General features: G+C 67.5%; 17 protein-coding genes. 7 read left to right on the top strand and 10 right to left on the bottom strand.

Going from position 1 to position 15,883, the window contains the following annotated elements:
• The 3 genes from G3N61_RS39615 to G3N61_RS19385 form a co-directional block, all read right to left on the bottom strand.
• Nucleotides 1–284, bottom strand: a 284-nt coding sequence (locus tag G3N61_RS39615) for a zf-HC2 domain-containing protein (RefSeq protein ID WP_241017816.1), incomplete at its 3' end; no start/stop codon positions are given.
• Entirely contained in the window at nt 274–915 is a 642-nt protein-coding gene (locus tag G3N61_RS19390) for an RNA polymerase sigma factor (protein ID WP_205823339.1), read from the bottom strand. The genes G3N61_RS39615 and G3N61_RS19390, both read right to left, overlap by 11 nt.
• A gap of 177 nt (nt 916–1,092) precedes the next feature.
• Entirely contained in the window at nt 1,093–2,004 is a 912-nt protein-coding gene (locus tag G3N61_RS19385) for a LysR family transcriptional regulator (protein WP_043188170.1), read from the bottom strand.
• Nucleotides 2,005–2,170: 166 nt separating this feature from the next.
• Here G3N61_RS19385 and gcl point away from each other — a divergent pair, with 166 nt between their 5' ends.
• The 4 genes from gcl (at nt 2,171) to lysM (ending at nt 6,689) form a co-directional block, all read left to right on the top strand.
• A complete protein-coding gene (gcl, locus tag G3N61_RS19380) occupies nt 2,171–3,946 on the top strand; it encodes a glyoxylate carboligase (protein ID WP_174914744.1) in 1,776 nt (591 codons plus the stop codon).
• 47 nt (nt 3,947–3,993) lie between these two features.
• Nucleotides 3,994–4,803: a hydroxypyruvate isomerase gene (gene hyi, locus G3N61_RS19375; protein ID WP_043188167.1), complete on the top strand. Its 810-nt coding sequence runs from the start codon at nt 3,994–3,996 to the stop codon at nt 4,801–4,803.
• A gap of 41 nt (nt 4,804–4,844) precedes the next feature.
• Nucleotides 4,845–5,735 (top strand): 2-hydroxy-3-oxopropionate reductase, encoded by an 891-nt coding sequence (locus G3N61_RS19370; RefSeq protein WP_205823338.1) that lies wholly within the window; start codon nt 4,845–4,847, stop codon nt 5,733–5,735.
• Between the two features lie 483 nt (nt 5,736–6,218).
• Nucleotides 6,219–6,689 carry a peptidoglycan-binding protein LysM gene (lysM, locus tag G3N61_RS19365; protein ID WP_205823337.1) on the top strand — a complete coding sequence of 157 codons (471 nt, stop codon included), beginning with the start codon at nt 6,219–6,221 and terminating at the stop codon, nt 6,687–6,689.
• A 100-nt stretch (nt 6,690–6,789) separates the two neighbouring features.
• On the opposite strand, the gene G3N61_RS19360 is transcribed toward lysM, so the two are convergent.
• Nucleotides 6,790–7,812, bottom strand: a complete 1,023-nt coding sequence (locus G3N61_RS19360) for an asparaginase (protein ID WP_205823336.1) — start codon at nt 7,810–7,812, stop codon at nt 6,790–6,792.
• A gap of 271 nt (nt 7,813–8,083) precedes the next feature.
• Here G3N61_RS19360 and G3N61_RS19355 point away from each other — a divergent pair, with 271 nt between their 5' ends.
• From G3N61_RS19355 to G3N61_RS19345, 3 genes are all read left to right on the top strand, one after another.
• A complete protein-coding gene (locus G3N61_RS19355; RefSeq protein ID WP_043188161.1) occupies nt 8,084–8,374 on the top strand; it encodes a PsiF family protein in 291 nt (96 codons plus the stop codon).
• 270 nt (nt 8,375–8,644) lie between these two features.
• Nucleotides 8,645–9,094: a membrane protein gene (locus G3N61_RS19350; protein ID WP_039367018.1), complete on the top strand. Its 450-nt coding sequence runs from the start codon at nt 8,645–8,647 to the stop codon at nt 9,092–9,094.
• Nucleotides 9,095–9,324: 230 nt separating this feature from the next.
• Nucleotides 9,325–9,912: a YSC84-related protein gene (locus G3N61_RS19345; RefSeq protein WP_043188158.1), complete on the top strand. Its 588-nt coding sequence runs from the start codon at nt 9,325–9,327 to the stop codon at nt 9,910–9,912.
• A gap of 105 nt (nt 9,913–10,017) precedes the next feature.
• Here G3N61_RS19345 and G3N61_RS19340 read toward each other — a convergent pair whose 3' ends face one another.
• From G3N61_RS19340 to G3N61_RS19315, 6 genes are all read right to left on the bottom strand, one after another.
• The gene (locus G3N61_RS19340; RefSeq protein WP_043188157.1) at nt 10,018–11,082 is read right to left on the bottom strand and encodes a glycosyltransferase family 4 protein; all 1,065 of its coding nucleotides are present in this window, start codon (nt 11,080–11,082) and stop codon (nt 10,018–10,020) included.
• A 252-nt stretch (nt 11,083–11,334) separates the two neighbouring features.
• The gene (locus G3N61_RS19335) at nt 11,335–12,510 is read right to left on the bottom strand and encodes an AAA family ATPase (RefSeq protein ID WP_205823335.1); all 1,176 of its coding nucleotides are present in this window, start codon (nt 12,508–12,510) and stop codon (nt 11,335–11,337) included.
• Between the two features lie 30 nt (nt 12,511–12,540).
• Nucleotides 12,541–13,713 carry a mechanosensitive ion channel domain-containing protein gene (locus G3N61_RS19330; protein ID WP_205823334.1) on the bottom strand — a complete coding sequence of 391 codons (1,173 nt, stop codon included), beginning with the start codon at nt 13,711–13,713 and terminating at the stop codon, nt 12,541–12,543.
• Between the two features lie 90 nt (nt 13,714–13,803).
• Nucleotides 13,804–14,160 carry a Rap1a/Tai family immunity protein gene (locus G3N61_RS19325; RefSeq protein WP_006485939.1) on the bottom strand — a complete coding sequence of 119 codons (357 nt, stop codon included), beginning with the start codon at nt 14,158–14,160 and terminating at the stop codon, nt 13,804–13,806.
• A gap of 119 nt (nt 14,161–14,279) precedes the next feature.
• Nucleotides 14,280–14,990, bottom strand: a complete 711-nt coding sequence (locus G3N61_RS19320; RefSeq protein WP_043188152.1) for an ankyrin repeat domain-containing protein — start codon at nt 14,988–14,990, stop codon at nt 14,280–14,282.
• A gap of 43 nt (nt 14,991–15,033) precedes the next feature.
• Nucleotides 15,034–15,813, bottom strand: a complete 780-nt coding sequence (locus G3N61_RS19315; protein ID WP_205823333.1) for a TatD family hydrolase — start codon at nt 15,811–15,813, stop codon at nt 15,034–15,036.
• Nucleotides 15,814–15,883 lie beyond the last annotated feature (70 nt).

The following is a 15,883-nucleotide window of genomic DNA, read 5'->3' as shown; positions in this document are numbered from 1 at the left end:
CGAGCTGGCAGATGTCGACGCAGGGGCTCGCGACGGTGCTCGCGGCCGGCGTGTCCGCCCTGCTGAGCCTGCTGCTGACGACCGACCAGCTGCATGCGTGGGGCTGGCGCGTCGCGTTCTCGGTCGGCCTGCCGCACGGCCCGCCCCAGCGCGACGATTCGCGTGCGCTCGCGGCGGCACGCTTCGCACCCTTCGACATGCTGCTGGACCCGCAACGCATCGGGCGCCGACAGCTCGCGGTCGACGTCCGCGTCCAGCAACGCTCGCACTTCGTTACAGTCCATCGATCGCCTCCGATGCGGTTCCGCCAGCCGGCGTACGGCCCGGCCTGCCTTCGGCCGCCGATGCCGGCGCGCCGCCCAGCAACGCGGCGAGCTTGCGCCGGCCACGCGCCAGCCGCGACATCACCGTGCCGACCGGCACGTCCGCGATCGCCGCAATCTCGCGGTAGCTCAGGTCCTCCATCTCGCGCAGCACGAGCACCTCGCGGTATTCAGGCGGCAGCTTCGCGAGGGCCTCGTTCACGAGCCGCACGTTCTCGCCACGCAGCAGGTGCGCAAGCGGATCGTCGGTGGCCGGTTGCCAGTCGTCGGGTACGTCGGTGTCGTCGAGCGTGTCGGGCAGCGCGACCTCGTGCGCATGCGTGCGGCGACGCCATTCCGTGTACCAGGTGTGGCGCACGATCGTCAGCAGCCACGGCCGCGCATTGTCGCCGCGGCACGAATCGACGAAGCGCAGCGCGCGCATGCACGCATCCTGGACGACGTCGTCCGCATCGCCGGCACTGCCGCTCAGCCAGCGCGCGAGGTTGTACGCGGCGTCGAGATGCGGCAGCACGAGCGCGCGAAACCGCTCGCCGCGCGCAACCGCGTCGTCCGCCGACCGCTCATCGACCGCCTGTCCGGCTTGCCCCACATGGCCTCCCTGGTCCCGGCGGCCGAAGCCGCGCCCGTTCCGCGCACGGCGCCCGGACAGACCGGCAACGTGCCCGCTCGATGACCTTACCGCCGTTGCGTCGAGTTTATTCCCGCGCCGTGCGCCGGACGCGTAAAAAATCGTCGGGCGATCCGGTGGCCGTGCCGTCCGCGCCGGTTACGGCGTGGTGCTCCAGTAACCGGGGCTGGCGTAAGCGGCACGCAGGTAGTCGATGAAGTAGCGCACCCGCGCCGGCACGTAGCGCTGCTGCGGGTAGACCGCGAGGATGTCGTAGTCGGGCAGCGCATACTCGTCGAGCACGGTCTCGAGTTCGCCCGTCTCGAGCTGCGCGGCGATTTCCCACGTCGAGCGCCAGCCGAGCCCGAGGCCTTCGGCCACCCAGCGGTGCAGCAGCTCGCCGTCGTTGCAGTCGAGATTGCCCGCCACGCGCATCGTCGCGATCTTGCCGTGGCGCTGGAAATACCAGCCGCGGTTCTGCCCGCCCTGCAGGTTGAACGCGAGGCAGTTGTGCTTGAGCAGGTCGTCGAGCGACTTCGGCCGGCCATGCCGGCGGAAATACTCGGGCGTGCCGCACACGACGCGCCGGTTCGACGCGAGCTTCACCGCGACGAAGTTCGGATCGACGGCGCCGCCGATCCGGATCGACAGGTCATAGCCCTCGCGCACCAGATCGACGACGCGGTCGGTCAGGTTGAACGACAGCTGCATCTCGGGCTTGTCGACCAGAAAACCGGGTGCGTGCGGCGCGACGTGCTTGCGCCCGAACGCGGCCGGCGCGGACACGATCAGGTGCCCGCTGACCGCGCGCCGTCCGGCGGCCAGCTCGTTCTCGGCCTGGTCCCATTCGGACAGGAGGCCGCGGCAGCGCTCGAGGAATGCGGCGCCCTCCTCGCTGACCACCAGCCGCCGCGTCGAGCGGTACATCAGCTTCACGCCGAGACGCTTTTCGAGCGCGTCGATGCGCCGTCCGAGCACGACCGGCGACACCCCCTCCTCGAGCGCCGCCGCCGCGAGGCTGCCGGCATCGGCCACCCGCACGAACGTCTCGATCTGCTTGAAGCGATCCATCTCCCGTCTCCGTTCCGACACCGGCGGAAAGCCCCGTCCGGCCGTCATTCCATACTTTTAGTTTCGAAAAAAGCGACTCCGGCTGATCTTATCAAACCTTTCCTGCGTCCCTAAAGTGTTCCCAACAGACCGATTCGCAAGATCCATCACATTCAAGGAGACATTCATGGCCAAGATGAGAGCCGTCGACGCAGCTGTGCTCGTGCTCGAGAAGGAAGGCATCCAGACCGCGTTCGGCGTGCCGGGCGCAGCGATCAACCCGTTCTATTCCGCGATGCGCAAGTCCGGCGGCATCAGCCACGTGCTGGCCCGCCACGTCGAAGGCGCGTCGCACATGGCCGAAGGCTTCACGCGCGCGGCCCCGGGCAACATCGGCGTGTGCATCGGCACGTCGGGCCCCGCCGGCACCGACATGATCACCGGCCTCTACTCCGCATCGGCCGACTCGATTCCGATCCTCGCGATCACGGGCCAGGCGCCGCGCGCCCGCCTCTACAAGGAAGACTTCCAGGCCGTCGACATCGAATCGATCGCGAAGCCCGTCACGAAGTGGGCCGTCACCGTGCGCGAGCCGGCGCTCGTGCCGCGCGTGTTCCAGCAGGCTTTCCACCTGATGCGCTCGGGCCGTCCGGGCCCGGTGCTGGTCGACCTGCCGATCGACGTGCAGCTCGCCGAAATCGAATTCGACATCGACACGTATGAACCGCTGCCGGTCTACAAGCCCGCGGCTACGCGCGCGCAGATCGAGAAGGCGCTCACGATGCTCAACGACGCGGACAAGCCGCTGATCGTGTCGGGCGGCGGCGTGCTCAACGCGGCGGCGGAAGACCTGCTCGTGCAGTTCGCCGAAACGATCGGCGTGCCGGTGATCCCGACGCTGATGTCGTGGGGCGCGATTCCGGACGACCACCCGCTGATGGCCGGCATGGTCGGCCTGCAGACGTCGCACCGCTACGGTAACGCCACGATGCTCGCGTCCGACTTCGTGCTCGGCATCGGCAACCGCTGGGCGAACCGCCACACGGGCAGCGTCGAGGTCTATACGAAGGGCCGCAAGTTCGTGCACGTCGACATCGAGCCGACGCAGATCGGCCGTGTGTTCGGCCCGGATCTCGGCATCGTGTCGGACGCGAAGGCGGCACTGGAACTGTTCGTTGCCGTCGCGCAGGAATGGAAGGCGGCCGGCAAGCTGAAGGACCGCAGCGCATGGGTCGCCGACTGCCAGGCACGCAAGCGCACGCTGCAACGCAAGACGCACTTCGACAACGTGCCGGTCAAGCCGCAGCGCGTGTACGAAGAGATGAACAAGGTGTTCGGCCGCGATACCTGCTACGTCAGCACGATCGGCCTGTCGCAGATCGCCGCCGCGCAGTTCCTGCACGTGTTCAAGGCACGCAACTGGATCAACTGCGGCCAGGCCGGCCCGCTCGGCTGGACGATCCCCGCCGCGCTCGGCGTGCGTGCAGCAGACCCGAGCCGCCCGATCGTCGCGCTGTCCGGCGACTACGACTTCCAGTTCATGATCGAGGAACTGGCAGCCGGCGCGCAATTCAAGCTGCCGTACGTACACGTCGTCGTGAACAACTCGTACCTCGGGCTGATCCGCCAGGCACAGCGCGCGTTCGACATGGACTACTGCGTGCAGCTCGCGTTCGACAACGTCAATGCGCCGGAACTGAACGGCTATGGCGTCGACCACGTGGCGGTCGCGGAAGGCCTCGGCTGCAAGGCGCTGCGCGTGTTCAAGCCGGAAGAGATCGAGCCGGCGCTGCGCCAGGCGCAAACGCTCGCGGAAGAGTTCAGCGTGCCGGTGGTCGTGGAAGTGATCCTCGAGCGTGTGACGAACATCTCGATGGGCACCGAAATCGACGCGATCAACGAATTCGAGGATCTCGCCGAAAAGGCCGAGCACGCCCCGACCGCGATCTCGATGCTCGACTGAAGCGCACGACATTTTTGACTGACTGACCGACCGAAGAGGCTTAGCTCATGCCGAAGTTTGCTGCAAACCTGACCATGCTGTTCAACGAAGTGCCGTTCCTCGACCGCTTCAAGGCGGCCGCCGATGCGGGCTTCGACGCCGTCGAGTTCCTGTTCCCGTATCCGTACGCGAAAGAGGAACTCGCCGAGCGGCTCGAGACGCATCGCCTGCGCCTCGTACTGCACAACCTGCCGGCCGGCAACTGGGACCAGGGCGAGCGCGGCATCGCGTGCCTGCCCGATCGCGTCGGCGAATTCCAGGAAGGGGTCGGCCGTGCGATCGAGTACGCGAAGGCGCTGAAGGTGCCGCAGCTGAACTGCCTCGTCGGCATCCCGTCGGCGAGCACCGCACGCGACAAGACGTTCGTCACGATCGTCGACAACCTGCGCTTTGCGGCCGATGCGCTCAAGCGCGAAGGCATCCGCCTGCTCGTCGAGCCGTGCAACAGCTTCGACATCCCGGGCTTCGCGCTGAACCGCTCGTCGGAAGGGCTCGACGTGATCCGCGCGGTCGGCTCGGACAACCTGTTCCTGCAGTACGACATCTATCACATGCAGCGCATGGAAGGCGAACTGGCCGCGACGATCGAACGCAACCTCGCCTCGATCGGCCACGTCCAGCTCGCGGACAACCCGGGCCGCAACGAGCCGGGCACGGGCGAGATCAACTACGCGTTCCTGTTCGCGCTGCTCGACCGGCTCGGCTATGCCGGCTACGTCGGCTGCGAATACAAGCCCCGCACCACCACGACGGAAGGCCTCGGCTGGCTGCAAAGCGTCGCCGGCTGCGCAGCCGGTTCGGCGCGCCGCGCCGCCTGAGCACCGCCCTTTCCGCATACGCCCCTATAGGAGACTTTCACATGGCAACCATCGGTTTCATCGGCCTCGGCATCATGGGCGCGCACATGGCGCGCAACCTGCTCAAGGGCGACCACCAGCTCGTCGTGAACGGCGCATTCCCGATCCCGGACGACCTGCGCGCCAGCGCGAAGGTCGTCGCGAACTCGACCGAAGTCGCGCAGAACGCGGACATCATCATCGCGATGGTGCCGGATACGCCGGACGTGCGTAACGTGCTGTTCGCCGACGACGGCGTCGCGAAGGGTCTCTCGGCCGGCAAGCTCGTGATCGACATGAGCTCGATCTCGCCGCTCGACACGCAGGAATTCGCGAAGCAGATCAACGCGCTCGGTTGCGACTACCTCGACGCGCCGGTGTCCGGCGGCGAAGTCGGCGCACGCGAAGCGACGCTGACGATCATGGTCGGCGGCCCGGAACAGGCATTCGAGCGCGCGAAACCGCTGTTCGAGAAGATGGGCAAGAACATCACGCTCGTCGGCGACAACGGCGCGGGCCAGACCTGCAAGGTCGCGAACCAGATCATCGTCGCGCTGAACATCGAAGCGGTCGGCGAAGCGCTGCTGTTCGCCGCCCGCTCGGGCGCGGATCCGGAGCGCGTGCGCCAGGCGCTGATGGGCGGCTTCGCCGCATCGCGCATCCTCGAAGTGCACGGCGCGCGGATGACGAAGCGCACGTTCGATCCGGGCTTCCGCATCGAGCTGCACCAGAAGGACCTGAACCTCGCGCTCGACGGCGCACGCAAGCTCGGCCTCGCACTGCCGCACACGGCCAGCGCGCAGCAGCTGTTCAGCGTGTGCGCGGCGCACGGCGGCAAGGCATGGGATCACTCGGCGCTCGTGCGTGCGCTCGAGATCATGTCGAACTTCGAGATCGAGAAGACGGCAGGCTGAACGCGGGCCGCCTCGCGCGGCCGCCTTCTGTCGATGCAGCAACGCGTGGTCCGTCGCGATGACGGACACGCGAATGACACACGTGACCGGCACGGCCGGTCGCATCGATGCGCGACGCACTCGCGCATCACGGTGGGGCGCCCCGCCCTGCACTGCCGTCGGCATGCGGGACGGGGCGAAAAACGCCGCTCTGGGCTGAGAGCGGCGTGGTGGGGTCCGCAGCGGCACCCGGCGGCGCCGGGGAAGCCTTGGTCGGTCAGACGTCGTCGTCGGGTGTCCGCCTGTCGGATTTCGCGTATTACATTTCTTTACGTTCAAGCGTGCGATTTTTCATGCAATCGTCGCGCTGAACGCCTACACTTTCGCCACGCCTTTCGAGAAAACCGCCGCGCTTGCGTTCACCTCCGGTGACCGCGCCCAGCGCGGTGTTTTTTTCGCCACTTCACGGCGCGTTTTCTTTTCAACCACCTAAGGAGTGCAACGATGGGTCTTCTTTCGTTTATCAAAGAGGCGGGTGAAAAACTGCTGGGTCATGCCGACGCACAAGCAGCGGAAGATCCGAATGCCGCAAACCAGACTGCGGCCGATGCCATCAAGAACTACATCAACACGCAGGGTCTCGATACGTCGAACCTGACCGTCGCGTTCGACGGCGCGTCGCGCACCGTGACGCTGACGGGCAGCGTCGCCGACCTCGACACGAAGGCCAAGGTCAAGGTCGCGGCCGGCAACGTGCAGGGCGTCGCAGGTGTCAACGACGACGATCTGCAACCGGACGATCCGGAAGTGCAGTACCACGACGTGAAGCCGGGCGACACGCTGTCGGCCATCGCCAAGGAAGTCTATGGCGACGCGAACAAGTACCCGGTGATCTTCGAGGCGAACAAGCCGATGCTGTCGAGCCCGGACCGGATCTACCCGGGCCAGAAGCTCGTGATTCCGCCGCAGTCCTGAGCATTCCTGCCGGACTGACGGACGCAAAAAAGGCAGGCCGATGGCCTGCCTTTTTTCATGGTGACGCGCGCGGCCCGAGCCGCGCGTCTCGGTCAGCCGGTCACAGCGTATCGAACCTGCGTTGCAGTTCGTCACGGCCGTGAATGCCGTTCGCGAGCGCGAGCATCAGCAGCACGCGCGCCTTGAACGGGTTCAGCGACCCTGCGCTCACGAAGCCGAGCGCATCGTCGTTCGCGGCGCCGTTGCGCATCACGTGCCCCGACCCGACGCGCGACGCGCGCACCACCGCAACGCCCGCGTTCACCGCATCGGCCAGCGCCGCCTGCAGCGTCGCATGGATCGACCCGTTGCCCGTGCCCGCGACGACGAGACCGCGCACGCCGGCTGCGACAAGCGCGTCCACTGTCGTACGCGTCACGCCCGCATAGCTGGCGACGACTTCGACGGGCGGCCACGCAGCGGCGATCGCCAGCTGCGTGTCGCGCGAACGCGTGACACGGCGCGCGAATTCGACCCGGCCGTCCTGCACCCAGCCGAGTGCACCGAGTTCCGGCGACTGGAACGCGTCGACTGCATAGGTGCTCGTCTTCACGACATCGCGCGCGCCGTGGATCCGGTTGTTGAATGCGACCAGCACGCCCTGCCCGCGCGCGGACGGATGCGCGGCCACCGTCACCGCGTTCAGCAGGTTCAGCGGGCCGTCGGACGACAGCGCGGTCGCCGGGCGCATCGCGGCCGTCAGCACGACCGGCTTGTCGCCGTTGACGACCAGGTGCAGCGCATACGCGGTTTCCTCGAGCGTGTCGGTGCCGTGGGTGATCACGATGCCGTCGACCGCCGGATCGGCCATCAGCGCGTCGATCCGTGCGGCGAGCGTGTTCCACAGCGGCAGCGCGAGATCCTTGCTGTCGATGCTGGCGATCTGCTCGGCGTCGATGCGCGCGACGGACGCGAGCGCCGGCACCGCGTCGACCAGGAAATTGACGCCGAGCGCACCGGCCTGATAGCCGGCCGTGCTGGCCGCGTCAGGCGCGGCGCCGGCGATCGTGCCGCCGGTGGCGAGCACGGCGATGCGCGGCAGGGCCGCCGCGGACGAAGGGGATACGGAATTCGGAGTATTCATGGCCGCGATTGTAAAGGCTTGCGGCCGGGATCCGGCAGGTTCCGGCGCGACGGTCGAGGCCGGCCGGCGCACCTCATGGTTTGTCCCGATCGTCCGGCCGGGTACGCCGTCAACGGCCGTGGTATCCGCAACGTTATAGGAAGTGCCGTTTTGGTGTTTTCACATTGATTTGCCATAATCGGTGCGCGCGGCGCGATGCGGCCCTATCCCCATCGCGCGGTGCTTCGTGACGGCGTCGATAACACGCAATTCACCCCATGGGAGTGTCGAAATGAAAATTCAATCGCTCGTAGCCGCAGTGCTTCTCGGCGGCATGCTGGCTTCCCCCGCGTTCGCGGCGAACAGCCAGCAGGACAAGATGAAGGCCTGTAACACGCAGGCAGCCGGCAAGACGGGCGACGAACGCAAGGCGTTCATGAAGGATTGCCTGTCGGCGAAGCCCGCGAAAGCAATGTCGCAGCAGGAAAAGATGAAGGCGTGCAACACGCAGGCCACCGGCAAGAAGGGCGACGACCGCAAGGCGTTCATGAAGAGCTGCCTGAGCAGCCAGCCGGCCGCCTGAGTCCCGGCGCTCCCGTCTCGAATGCCGCGCACCGCTTCGGCGGGCGCGGCATTTTTGTTTTCGTTGCACGCGCATCGACGCACCCCGCCCCCGCGCTTTTGCCACGCCTCCCGCCCCGCTTTCCCGGCCCGCCGGACCTGCACCGCCACATGGTGCGGCAATTCGCCGCGTTTTCTTCTATGATGGCTGCAACGCGGCCCATCCAAGTACAAGAAGCGCCATCGGGCCGCCCTCGAGACAGACGCGTACGCGCGTCAAACGGAGGCATGGATGGCATGGAGACAACACCGCTGGTTCCGCCGCTGGCTGATCGTGATCGTATTCTGGGCCGTGCCCGTTGCGATCGTCGCCGTGCGCGAGATCCGCGAGGAAATGGCGTACAACAAGGCGGACCTGCAGCTCGCGCTGACCACCTGGCAGCTCACCGACGCGCAGCAGGCAGCCGGCGCCGCCGCGAAGTGCCACGGGGATCCTGACGAGGCGCGCGCGGCCGGCTGCCCGGCCGACGTGCTCGCCGCCAATGCGCCGCGCCAGCAGGCGGCCCGCGACGAATACGTGGTGCGCCGCAGCACGCTCGCGAGCTACCTGTGGCATGCGTTCGTCGGCTACTGGGTCGTGCCGGCCGCGTTCCTGTTTGCCTGCGGCGTCGTGATCGCGCTGATCCGCCGCGCGCTGCGCCGTCCCCCGATCAAGCCGCCTGTTCCGCCCGTCACGCACTGATGCGCGCGGCCGGCGCCGCCGCCCGTCCGACCGCCGTGTTTCCCGCATGCCGACCCGACCTCGGCGCGCGGGCGCCGCTTCGTCCGTTGGCGCGCCGCGACATCCCCGCGCGATTTGACGCTTTTTCACGTCGCAACGAAAAGAGGCTGTAATCCGCTGTGATATAACTGCCGACGTGATCCGCTCCCTGAGCGAGACTCACTCCGAACATCATCCGATGGAGAAGAACGATGCAAAAACGGAATCTTGTGCTGAAAGCCGCCGCTGCGCTCATCGTCGGTAGCCTCGCGCTCACCGGTTGCACCACCACCCCGGACAAGCCGGACAACGCCGCAACCAACGCGTCGAAGCGCCAGGCAATCGACTCGAGCGTCGACGCCACGCTGTCGCGCATGTACTCCACGGTCAAGGGTTCGCGTGAACTCGTCGCGAAGTCGCGCGGCGTGCTCGTCTTCCCGGACGTGATCCAGGCCGGCTTCATCGTCGGCGGCCAGTCGGGCAACGGCGCACTGCGCGTCGGCGGCAGCACGGTCGGCTACTACAACACGTCGTCGCTGTCGGTCGGCCTGCAGGCCGGTGCGCAGTCGAAGGCAATCGTGTTCCTGTTCATGACGCAGGAAGCGCTCGACGAATTCCGCGGCTCGGACGGCTGGGCAGCCGGCGCCGGCGCGTCGGTCGCGCTCGTGAAGATGGGCGCGAACGGCGCGGTCGACACGACCACGGCCACCGCACCGGTCCAGGTCATCGTGCTGACGAACGCGGGCCTGATGGGCGACGTGTCGATCAACGGCACGAAGGTCTCGAAGCTGAAGATCTGACGCTGACGCACTGCCCGTGCGCACGGCGCGCGGGCCATGCGCAAACGGCGATGTCCTTGCGGGCATCGCCGTTTTTTTATCCGCGCGCGTGCTGCGCCATGAACGTCAGGTCGTCGAGTCGATCACCTTGAAGCGCGAGCGCTTCTGCGCGCGGATCACCGACTGGTAGACGTCGACATACTGCTGCGCCATGCGGCGCGACGTGAAGCGCGCCTCGAAGCGCTGCCGCACACGCGCACGCGGCAGCAGGTGCAGCCGGTTCACGGCGGCCACCGCGCTGATTTCATCCTCGACGATGAAACCCGACACGCCCTCGTCCACCACTTCGGGCACCGCGCCGCGATTGAACGCGATCACCGGCGTGCCGCACGACATCGCCTCGATCATCACGAGGCCGAACGGCTCCGGCCAGTCGATCGGAAACAGCAGCGCATGCGCGCCCGACAGGAATTCGGCCTTCTGGTGATCGGCGATCTCGCCGATGTATTCGACGTGCGGCAACGCGAAGAGCGGCTTGATCTCGCGCTCGAAGTATTCCTGGTCGGCCGAATCGATCTTCGCGGCGATCTTGATCGGCAGCCCGCACTGGCGGGCGATGCGGATCGCCGTGTCGACCCGCTTTTCCGGCGAGATGCGGCCGAGGAACGCGAGATAGCGCGGCTCGACGGGCTGCGGCATGTACAGCGTATCGGGCAGCCCGTGATAGACGGTCGTCAGCCATTTCGCCTGCGGCAGCGGCTGGCGCTGCGCGTTCGAAATCGAGATCACCGGCGCCGTGTTGAACGTGTCGAACACCGGCTGCTGCTCGGGCAGGTCGAGCCGGCCGTGCAGCGTCGTCACGTAAGGCGTTTCCTGCCGGTTGAAGACCGAGAACGAGTAGTAGTCCATGTGGAAATGGAGCACGTCGAAATCCTTCGCGCGGCGCGCGACCGTCTCCATCAACAGCATGTGCGGCGCGACCCGGTCGCGGATCGACGAATCGAGCCGCAGCGCACGCGGCCAGACCGGCTCGAGCTTCGCCCGCGTCGTCGAATCGCCGCTGGCGAACAGCGTCACATCATGGCCGAGCTCGACGAGCGCCTCGGTGATGTACGACACGACACGCTCCGTGCCGCCGTACAGCTTCGGCGGCACCGATTCGGTCAGCGGCGCGATCTGGGCAATTCTCATGGTCCACGTCTCCTGTGTCCTGTCCGTTGCGGCACGACCGGGGACGTATGCGCTTGCGCAACCCGCTCGCCCCCATACGGCACCGGCCGGCACGGCGCCAGCCAGATATCTCATTATTATTCGCGATCCCGCTGCCCGGGACCGCCCGTCTTGCATTTTATGGGTGTTGTTACAGGCAGGATACATTCCGCCTGCCGGACCGATCCGGCCCCAACGCGGCCATCACGCCCGCACGCAGGCCGCCCCCGCTCGTCAGCGCGACGGCCACTTCCATGCCGGCAGGTCGCGCGTGTCGGCATCGACGAGCCCCGTCGCGCCGAGCCGCTTGTCGAGCACCAGCGATTCGCAGCCGGCCTCGCGCTCGAGCGTCGCGATGAGCCGCGCCGCGTGCGACACGACGAGCACCTGCGAACGCCGCGCCGCCTGCGCGATCAGGCGGCCGAGCGCAGGCAGCAGATCGGGGTGCAGGCTCGTCTCCGGTTCGTTCAGCACCATCAGCGCCGGCGGCCGCGGTGTCAGCAGCGCGGCCGCGAGCAGCAGGTAGCGCAGCGTGCCGTCCGACAGCTCGGCCGCCGCAAGCGGCCGCAACAGCCCCGGCTGGCGCATCAGCACGTCGAAGCGGCCACGGCCGCCCGGATTGTCGATCTCGACCGACGCGCCGGGAAACGCGTCGTCGAGCGCCGCATCGAGTGCCGCGCCGTCACCGATTTCGCGGATCGTCTGCAACGCGGCGGCCAGGTCGGCGCCGTCGTCCGCGAGCACCGGCGTATGGGTGCCGATATGCGACTGCCGCGCCGGCGCCTGCGCATCGGTCCGGAAATGGTCGTAGAACCGCCACGAGCGTATCCGCTCGCGCACCGCGATCATCTCGGGCGCGCCGGTCGGATCGGCGAACTCGGTCATCATGCTGTCGAAGCTGGCCACCGGCTGCGGAATCGTCTGCCAGTCGCCCGACGCGGTGCGCGCGCGGATCTGCGCGCCCTGCCGGTCCACCAGCAGCGTCGATGGGCGCAACAGCGCGCCGCCCCAGATGCACTCGCGCTTGACCACCGGATCGAGCGAGAACTGCGAGCTGCTCGGGATCGGCATGCCGAGATCGATCGAATAGCCGAAATCGTCGCAGGCGAAGCCGAGCTTCAGGCTCACGGGCCCCTTGCGTACCGTGCCGGTGACCGGTGCGTCGCCATCCAGCATCGCCCGCGAGAAGCGCTCGGGGCCCGCCCACAGCGTCGACGGCAAGCCGCCTTCGCGGGCCAGCGACGGGATCACGCGCCCCTGTGCGGTGTCGGCAAGCAGCCGCAGTGCGCGGTACACGCTCGACTTGCCGCTGCCGTTCGGGCCCGTGACGACGTTGAGCGCCGCGAGCGGCACGATCAGCTCGCGCAGCGAGCGGTAATTGGCGATGGCGAGCGTGTTCAGCGCGGTCATGACGATGGAGGGTGAGCATGCGGGCCGCGTTCAGCGGCCTTCGGCAGCGTGCGGATCGGCCGCGGTGTTGGCCGCCGTGCTGGCGGCAGGCGGCCGCGCGTGCGGCCGTTCGGGGTTCGGCTCATCCGGCGCCGATTCGTGCGGATACAGCTCCATCCGGCTGCGCGGCAGGCATTGCGGATAGCGGTCCTGCAGGTACGCGATCAAGCCTTCGCGCACGCGGCAGCGCAGATCCCAGCACGACGACGAATCGGCCGCGCTGACGAGCGCGCGCAACTGCATCGCACGCTCCGTCGCGTCGGTCACCTGCAGCACCTGCACGCGGCCGTCCCACTCGGGCGCCGCATGAACGAGCCGCGCGAGCTCCTCGCGCAGCGGTGCGAGCGGCGTGCGGTAATCGACCGACAGGTAGACGGTGCCGATGATTTCCGAGCTGCTGCGCGTCCAGTTCGTGAACGGGTTCTCGATGATCCACTGCAGCGGCACGACGAGGCGCCGCTGGTCCCACAGCCGCACCGACACGAACGACCCGGTGATTTCCTCGATGCGCCCCCACTCGCCCTGGATCACGACCACGTCGTCGAGCCGGATCGGCTGCGTGAGCGCGATCTGCAGCCCGGCGATCAGGTTGCCGAGCACCGGCCGTGCGGCGATACCGGCGACCAGACCCGCGACGCCGGCCGACGCCAGCAGGCTCGCGCCGACCTGGCGCACGTTCGGGAACGTCATCAGCGCGGCGCCGGTACCGATGATCACGATCAGCACCATCACGGTCCGCACGAGCACCCTGGCCTGCGTATGGATGCGCCGGGCCTGGAGGTTGTCGGCGGTATCGATCGGATGCGCCTGGATGATGGCGTCGCCGACGCCGGCGGCGAGCCGCACCAGCAGCCACGTGAGCGACACGATGGAGCCGACCGCCGCCGCCGTGCGCATGCCGCGCACGAACGACATGCCGTCGTCCGCCTGGACCCACAGGAATTCGAGCGCCAGCAGCGCGAGCACGACGAGCGACGGTCGGTCGATGTAGCGCAGGATCGCGCTCATCAACGGATACGGCTGCGCGATGCGCTTGACGATGCGTGCGCCGAGACGGTGCACGATCGTGACGACCAGTATGACGATGACCGACACGCCCAGCGTGCCGAGCCACGAATGGAGCGGCGCATCGGTGATGCGCTGCAGTTCCTCGATTGAAATCATCGGCGCCCGTGGGTGATGAGGCGCGCACGCCTCGTCCTGGATGCGTCGGCGACGTCCGGGCCACGCGCAGGCCCCGGACACGGCGTCAGATCAGTTGCCGCTCCTGCAGGGAAACGCCTTGCCGAGACCGAGCGACACCGCGGTGCTCGCGTTGTAGTCGGCCAGCTTCGGATTTTCCGCGATGTACTTGCGCACCGCGTCGGTCATCTGCTGCGCCCGGATGTCGGGCGGCAGGCAGAAGTACTGGCCGACCCGCGGCCCGGTCGTGCCGCCGATCGCGTCGATGGTGTTGTAGACGCCATCGGCGGCGCCTTCGATGTAGGCCGCGCACGACGCCCGCGACTTGACGTCCGTCTTCGCGCACAGCCGGTCGAGATCCGCGCCCGTGAAAGCCGCCGCCGACAACGGCACGGCAAACGCCGCGGCACAAAACATTGCGCGCAACATGGTGTTCCTTATGTCAATGCGGCCCGAGACCGCCTGCTGCCTTGGCCGGCGCGGCGCCGGGACGCCCTGCTCCGGCCGGAATCCGGCCGGGCGGGCACCGTCTGCCGCACCGAAAACCGTCATTTTGCACTCTTTTGTGCATCTGCCGGCGCCGATCCACCCACGCGCTCGGTCCGCTTGCTCAGGATGTCGATCGCGTCCGGCGCCTTGTAGTGCTTCGCGAATTCGAGCGCGGTGATGCCGAGCTGGTTCTTCACCTGCGGGTCGGCGCCCTGGTCGAGCAGCAGGTTGACCGTCGACGCATGGTTGCCGCGTGCCGCCATCATCAGCGGCGTCGTGCCGTTCGGCGACGCGGTATCGATATACGCGTCGTGGTCGAGCAGCAGCTTCACCACCGCGTCCTGGCCGTTGGTGGCCGCATAGTGCAGCGGCGCCCAGCCCTTCTTGCTGACTTCCGCACCCTTGTCGATCAGCAGCTTGGCGAGGCCGACATCGCCGTTCAGCGACGCGAGCATCAGCGCGTTTTCACCGGCCTTGTCTTCCTTCTCGAGATCGACGTTCGGCGTCGTGGCAAGCGCCGCCGCGACCTTGTCGGACTTCTCGCGCGCGGCGATCACGATCAGCGGGTCGCCGTTCGGCGCAATCGTGTTCGGGTCGAGCTTGCCGCTCTTGAGCTGCTTGCCGATATCGGCGATGTCGTCGAACTTGACGGCCTTGACGATCGCATCGAGCGATTCGGCATGCGCGCCGGCTGCCGCGAACAGGCCGCTCGCGACGAGCGCGGCGGCAACGAGTGCACGTTTCGGCAGAGGGTTGATCGGCTTCGTCATTGTTGTGGGCTCCTTCCCTGGGTTGTCGGCTGCGCGCACGTCGTTAGCGGGCGATCTTGAACAGCCGGAAAAAGTTCTGCGTCGTCGCGTCGGCCAGCGCCTCGACGGCGATGCCGCGCTCGGATGCGATAAAGCGTCCGACATGGCTGACGTACGCAGGTTCATTCGGCTTGCCGCGATACGGCACCGGCGCGAGGTACGGCGAGTCGGTCTCGATCAGCAGCCGGTCGAGCGGCACGCGCCGCGCGACGTCCTGCACGTCGGTCGCGTTCTTGAACGTGACGATGCCCGACAGCGAGATGTGGAAATTCTGTGCGAGCGCCTGCTCGGCCACCGGCCACGGCTCGGTGAAGCAGTGCATCACGCCGCCCGGCACGTCCGCGCGCTCCTCGCCCATGATCCGCAGCGTGTCCTCCGACGACGAGCGCGTGTGGATGATCAGCGGCTTCATCGTCGCGGTCGCCGCACGAATGTGCGTGCGAAAGCGTTCGCGCTGCCATTCCATGTCGGCGATCGAGCGGCCTTCGAGACGGTAGTAGTCGAGGCCCGTTTCGCCGATCGCGACGACCTTCGGGTGCGCGGCCAGCTCGACGAGCTCCGCGAGCGTCGGCTCGCGCATGTCCTCGTGATCGGGATGCACGCCGACCGACGCATAGACGTTGTCGTGCGCGTCCGCGATCGCCAGGACCTCCGGCAGCGTCTCGAAATCGACGGATACGCACAGCGCGTGCGTGACGTCGTGCTCGCGCATGTTCTCGAGAACGGCCGGCAGGCGGTCGGCCAGGCCCTTGAAATTGATATGGCAGTGAGAGTCGACGAACATCGTGTTTCCTAATACGTAAGGCGGGCGCTCATGCGCGCGCCGGCATGCGGCAACGGGCGGCGTTCGCGGG

Source organism: Burkholderia sp. Ac-20349 (assembly GCF_017104865.1).
Classification (GTDB): Bacteria; Pseudomonadota; Gammaproteobacteria; order Burkholderiales; family Burkholderiaceae; genus Burkholderia; species Burkholderia aenigmatica.
The sequence above is the reverse complement of the archived record's forward strand: the minus strand, read 5'-3'. Positions and strand labels throughout refer to the sequence as shown.

Bases quoted from the DNA above. Each gene is read 5' to 3' on its own strand.
- G3N61_RS19385 (WP_043188170.1), bottom strand. From the start codon at position 2,004: ATGGATCGCTTCAAGCAGATCGAGACGTTCGTGCGGGTGGCCGATGCC.
- gcl (WP_174914744.1), top strand. From the start codon at position 2,171: ATGGCCAAGATGAGAGCCGTCGACGCAGCTGTGCTCGTGCTCGAGAAG.
- hyi (WP_043188167.1), top strand. From the start codon at position 3,994: ATGCCGAAGTTTGCTGCAAACCTGACCATGCTGTTCAACGAAGTGCCG.
- G3N61_RS19370 (WP_205823338.1), top strand. From the start codon at position 4,845: ATGGCAACCATCGGTTTCATCGGCCTCGGCATCATGGGCGCGCACATG.
- lysM (WP_205823337.1), top strand. From the start codon at position 6,219: ATGGGTCTTCTTTCGTTTATCAAAGAGGCGGGTGAAAAACTGCTGGGT.
- G3N61_RS19360 (WP_205823336.1), bottom strand. From the start codon at position 7,812: ATGAATACTCCGAATTCCGTATCCCCTTCGTCCGCGGCGGCCCTGCCG.
- G3N61_RS19355 (WP_043188161.1), top strand. From the start codon at position 8,084: ATGAAAATTCAATCGCTCGTAGCCGCAGTGCTTCTCGGCGGCATGCTG.
- G3N61_RS19350 (WP_039367018.1), top strand. From the start codon at position 8,645: ATGGCATGGAGACAACACCGCTGGTTCCGCCGCTGGCTGATCGTGATC.
- G3N61_RS19345 (WP_043188158.1), top strand. From the start codon at position 9,325: ATGCAAAAACGGAATCTTGTGCTGAAAGCCGCCGCTGCGCTCATCGTC.
- G3N61_RS19340 (WP_043188157.1), bottom strand. From the start codon at position 11,082: ATGAGAATTGCCCAGATCGCGCCGCTGACCGAATCGGTGCCGCCGAAG.
- G3N61_RS19335 (WP_205823335.1), bottom strand. From the start codon at position 12,510: ATGACCGCGCTGAACACGCTCGCCATCGCCAATTACCGCTCGCTGCGC.
- G3N61_RS19330 (WP_205823334.1), bottom strand. From the start codon at position 13,713: ATGATTTCAATCGAGGAACTGCAGCGCATCACCGATGCGCCGCTCCAT.
- G3N61_RS19325 (WP_006485939.1), bottom strand. From the start codon at position 14,160: ATGTTGCGCGCAATGTTTTGTGCCGCGGCGTTTGCCGTGCCGTTGTCG.
- G3N61_RS19320 (WP_043188152.1), bottom strand. From the start codon at position 14,990: ATGACGAAGCCGATCAACCCTCTGCCGAAACGTGCACTCGTTGCCGCC.
- G3N61_RS19315 (WP_205823333.1), bottom strand. From the start codon at position 15,813: ATGTTCGTCGACTCTCACTGCCATATCAATTTCAAGGGCCTGGCCGAC.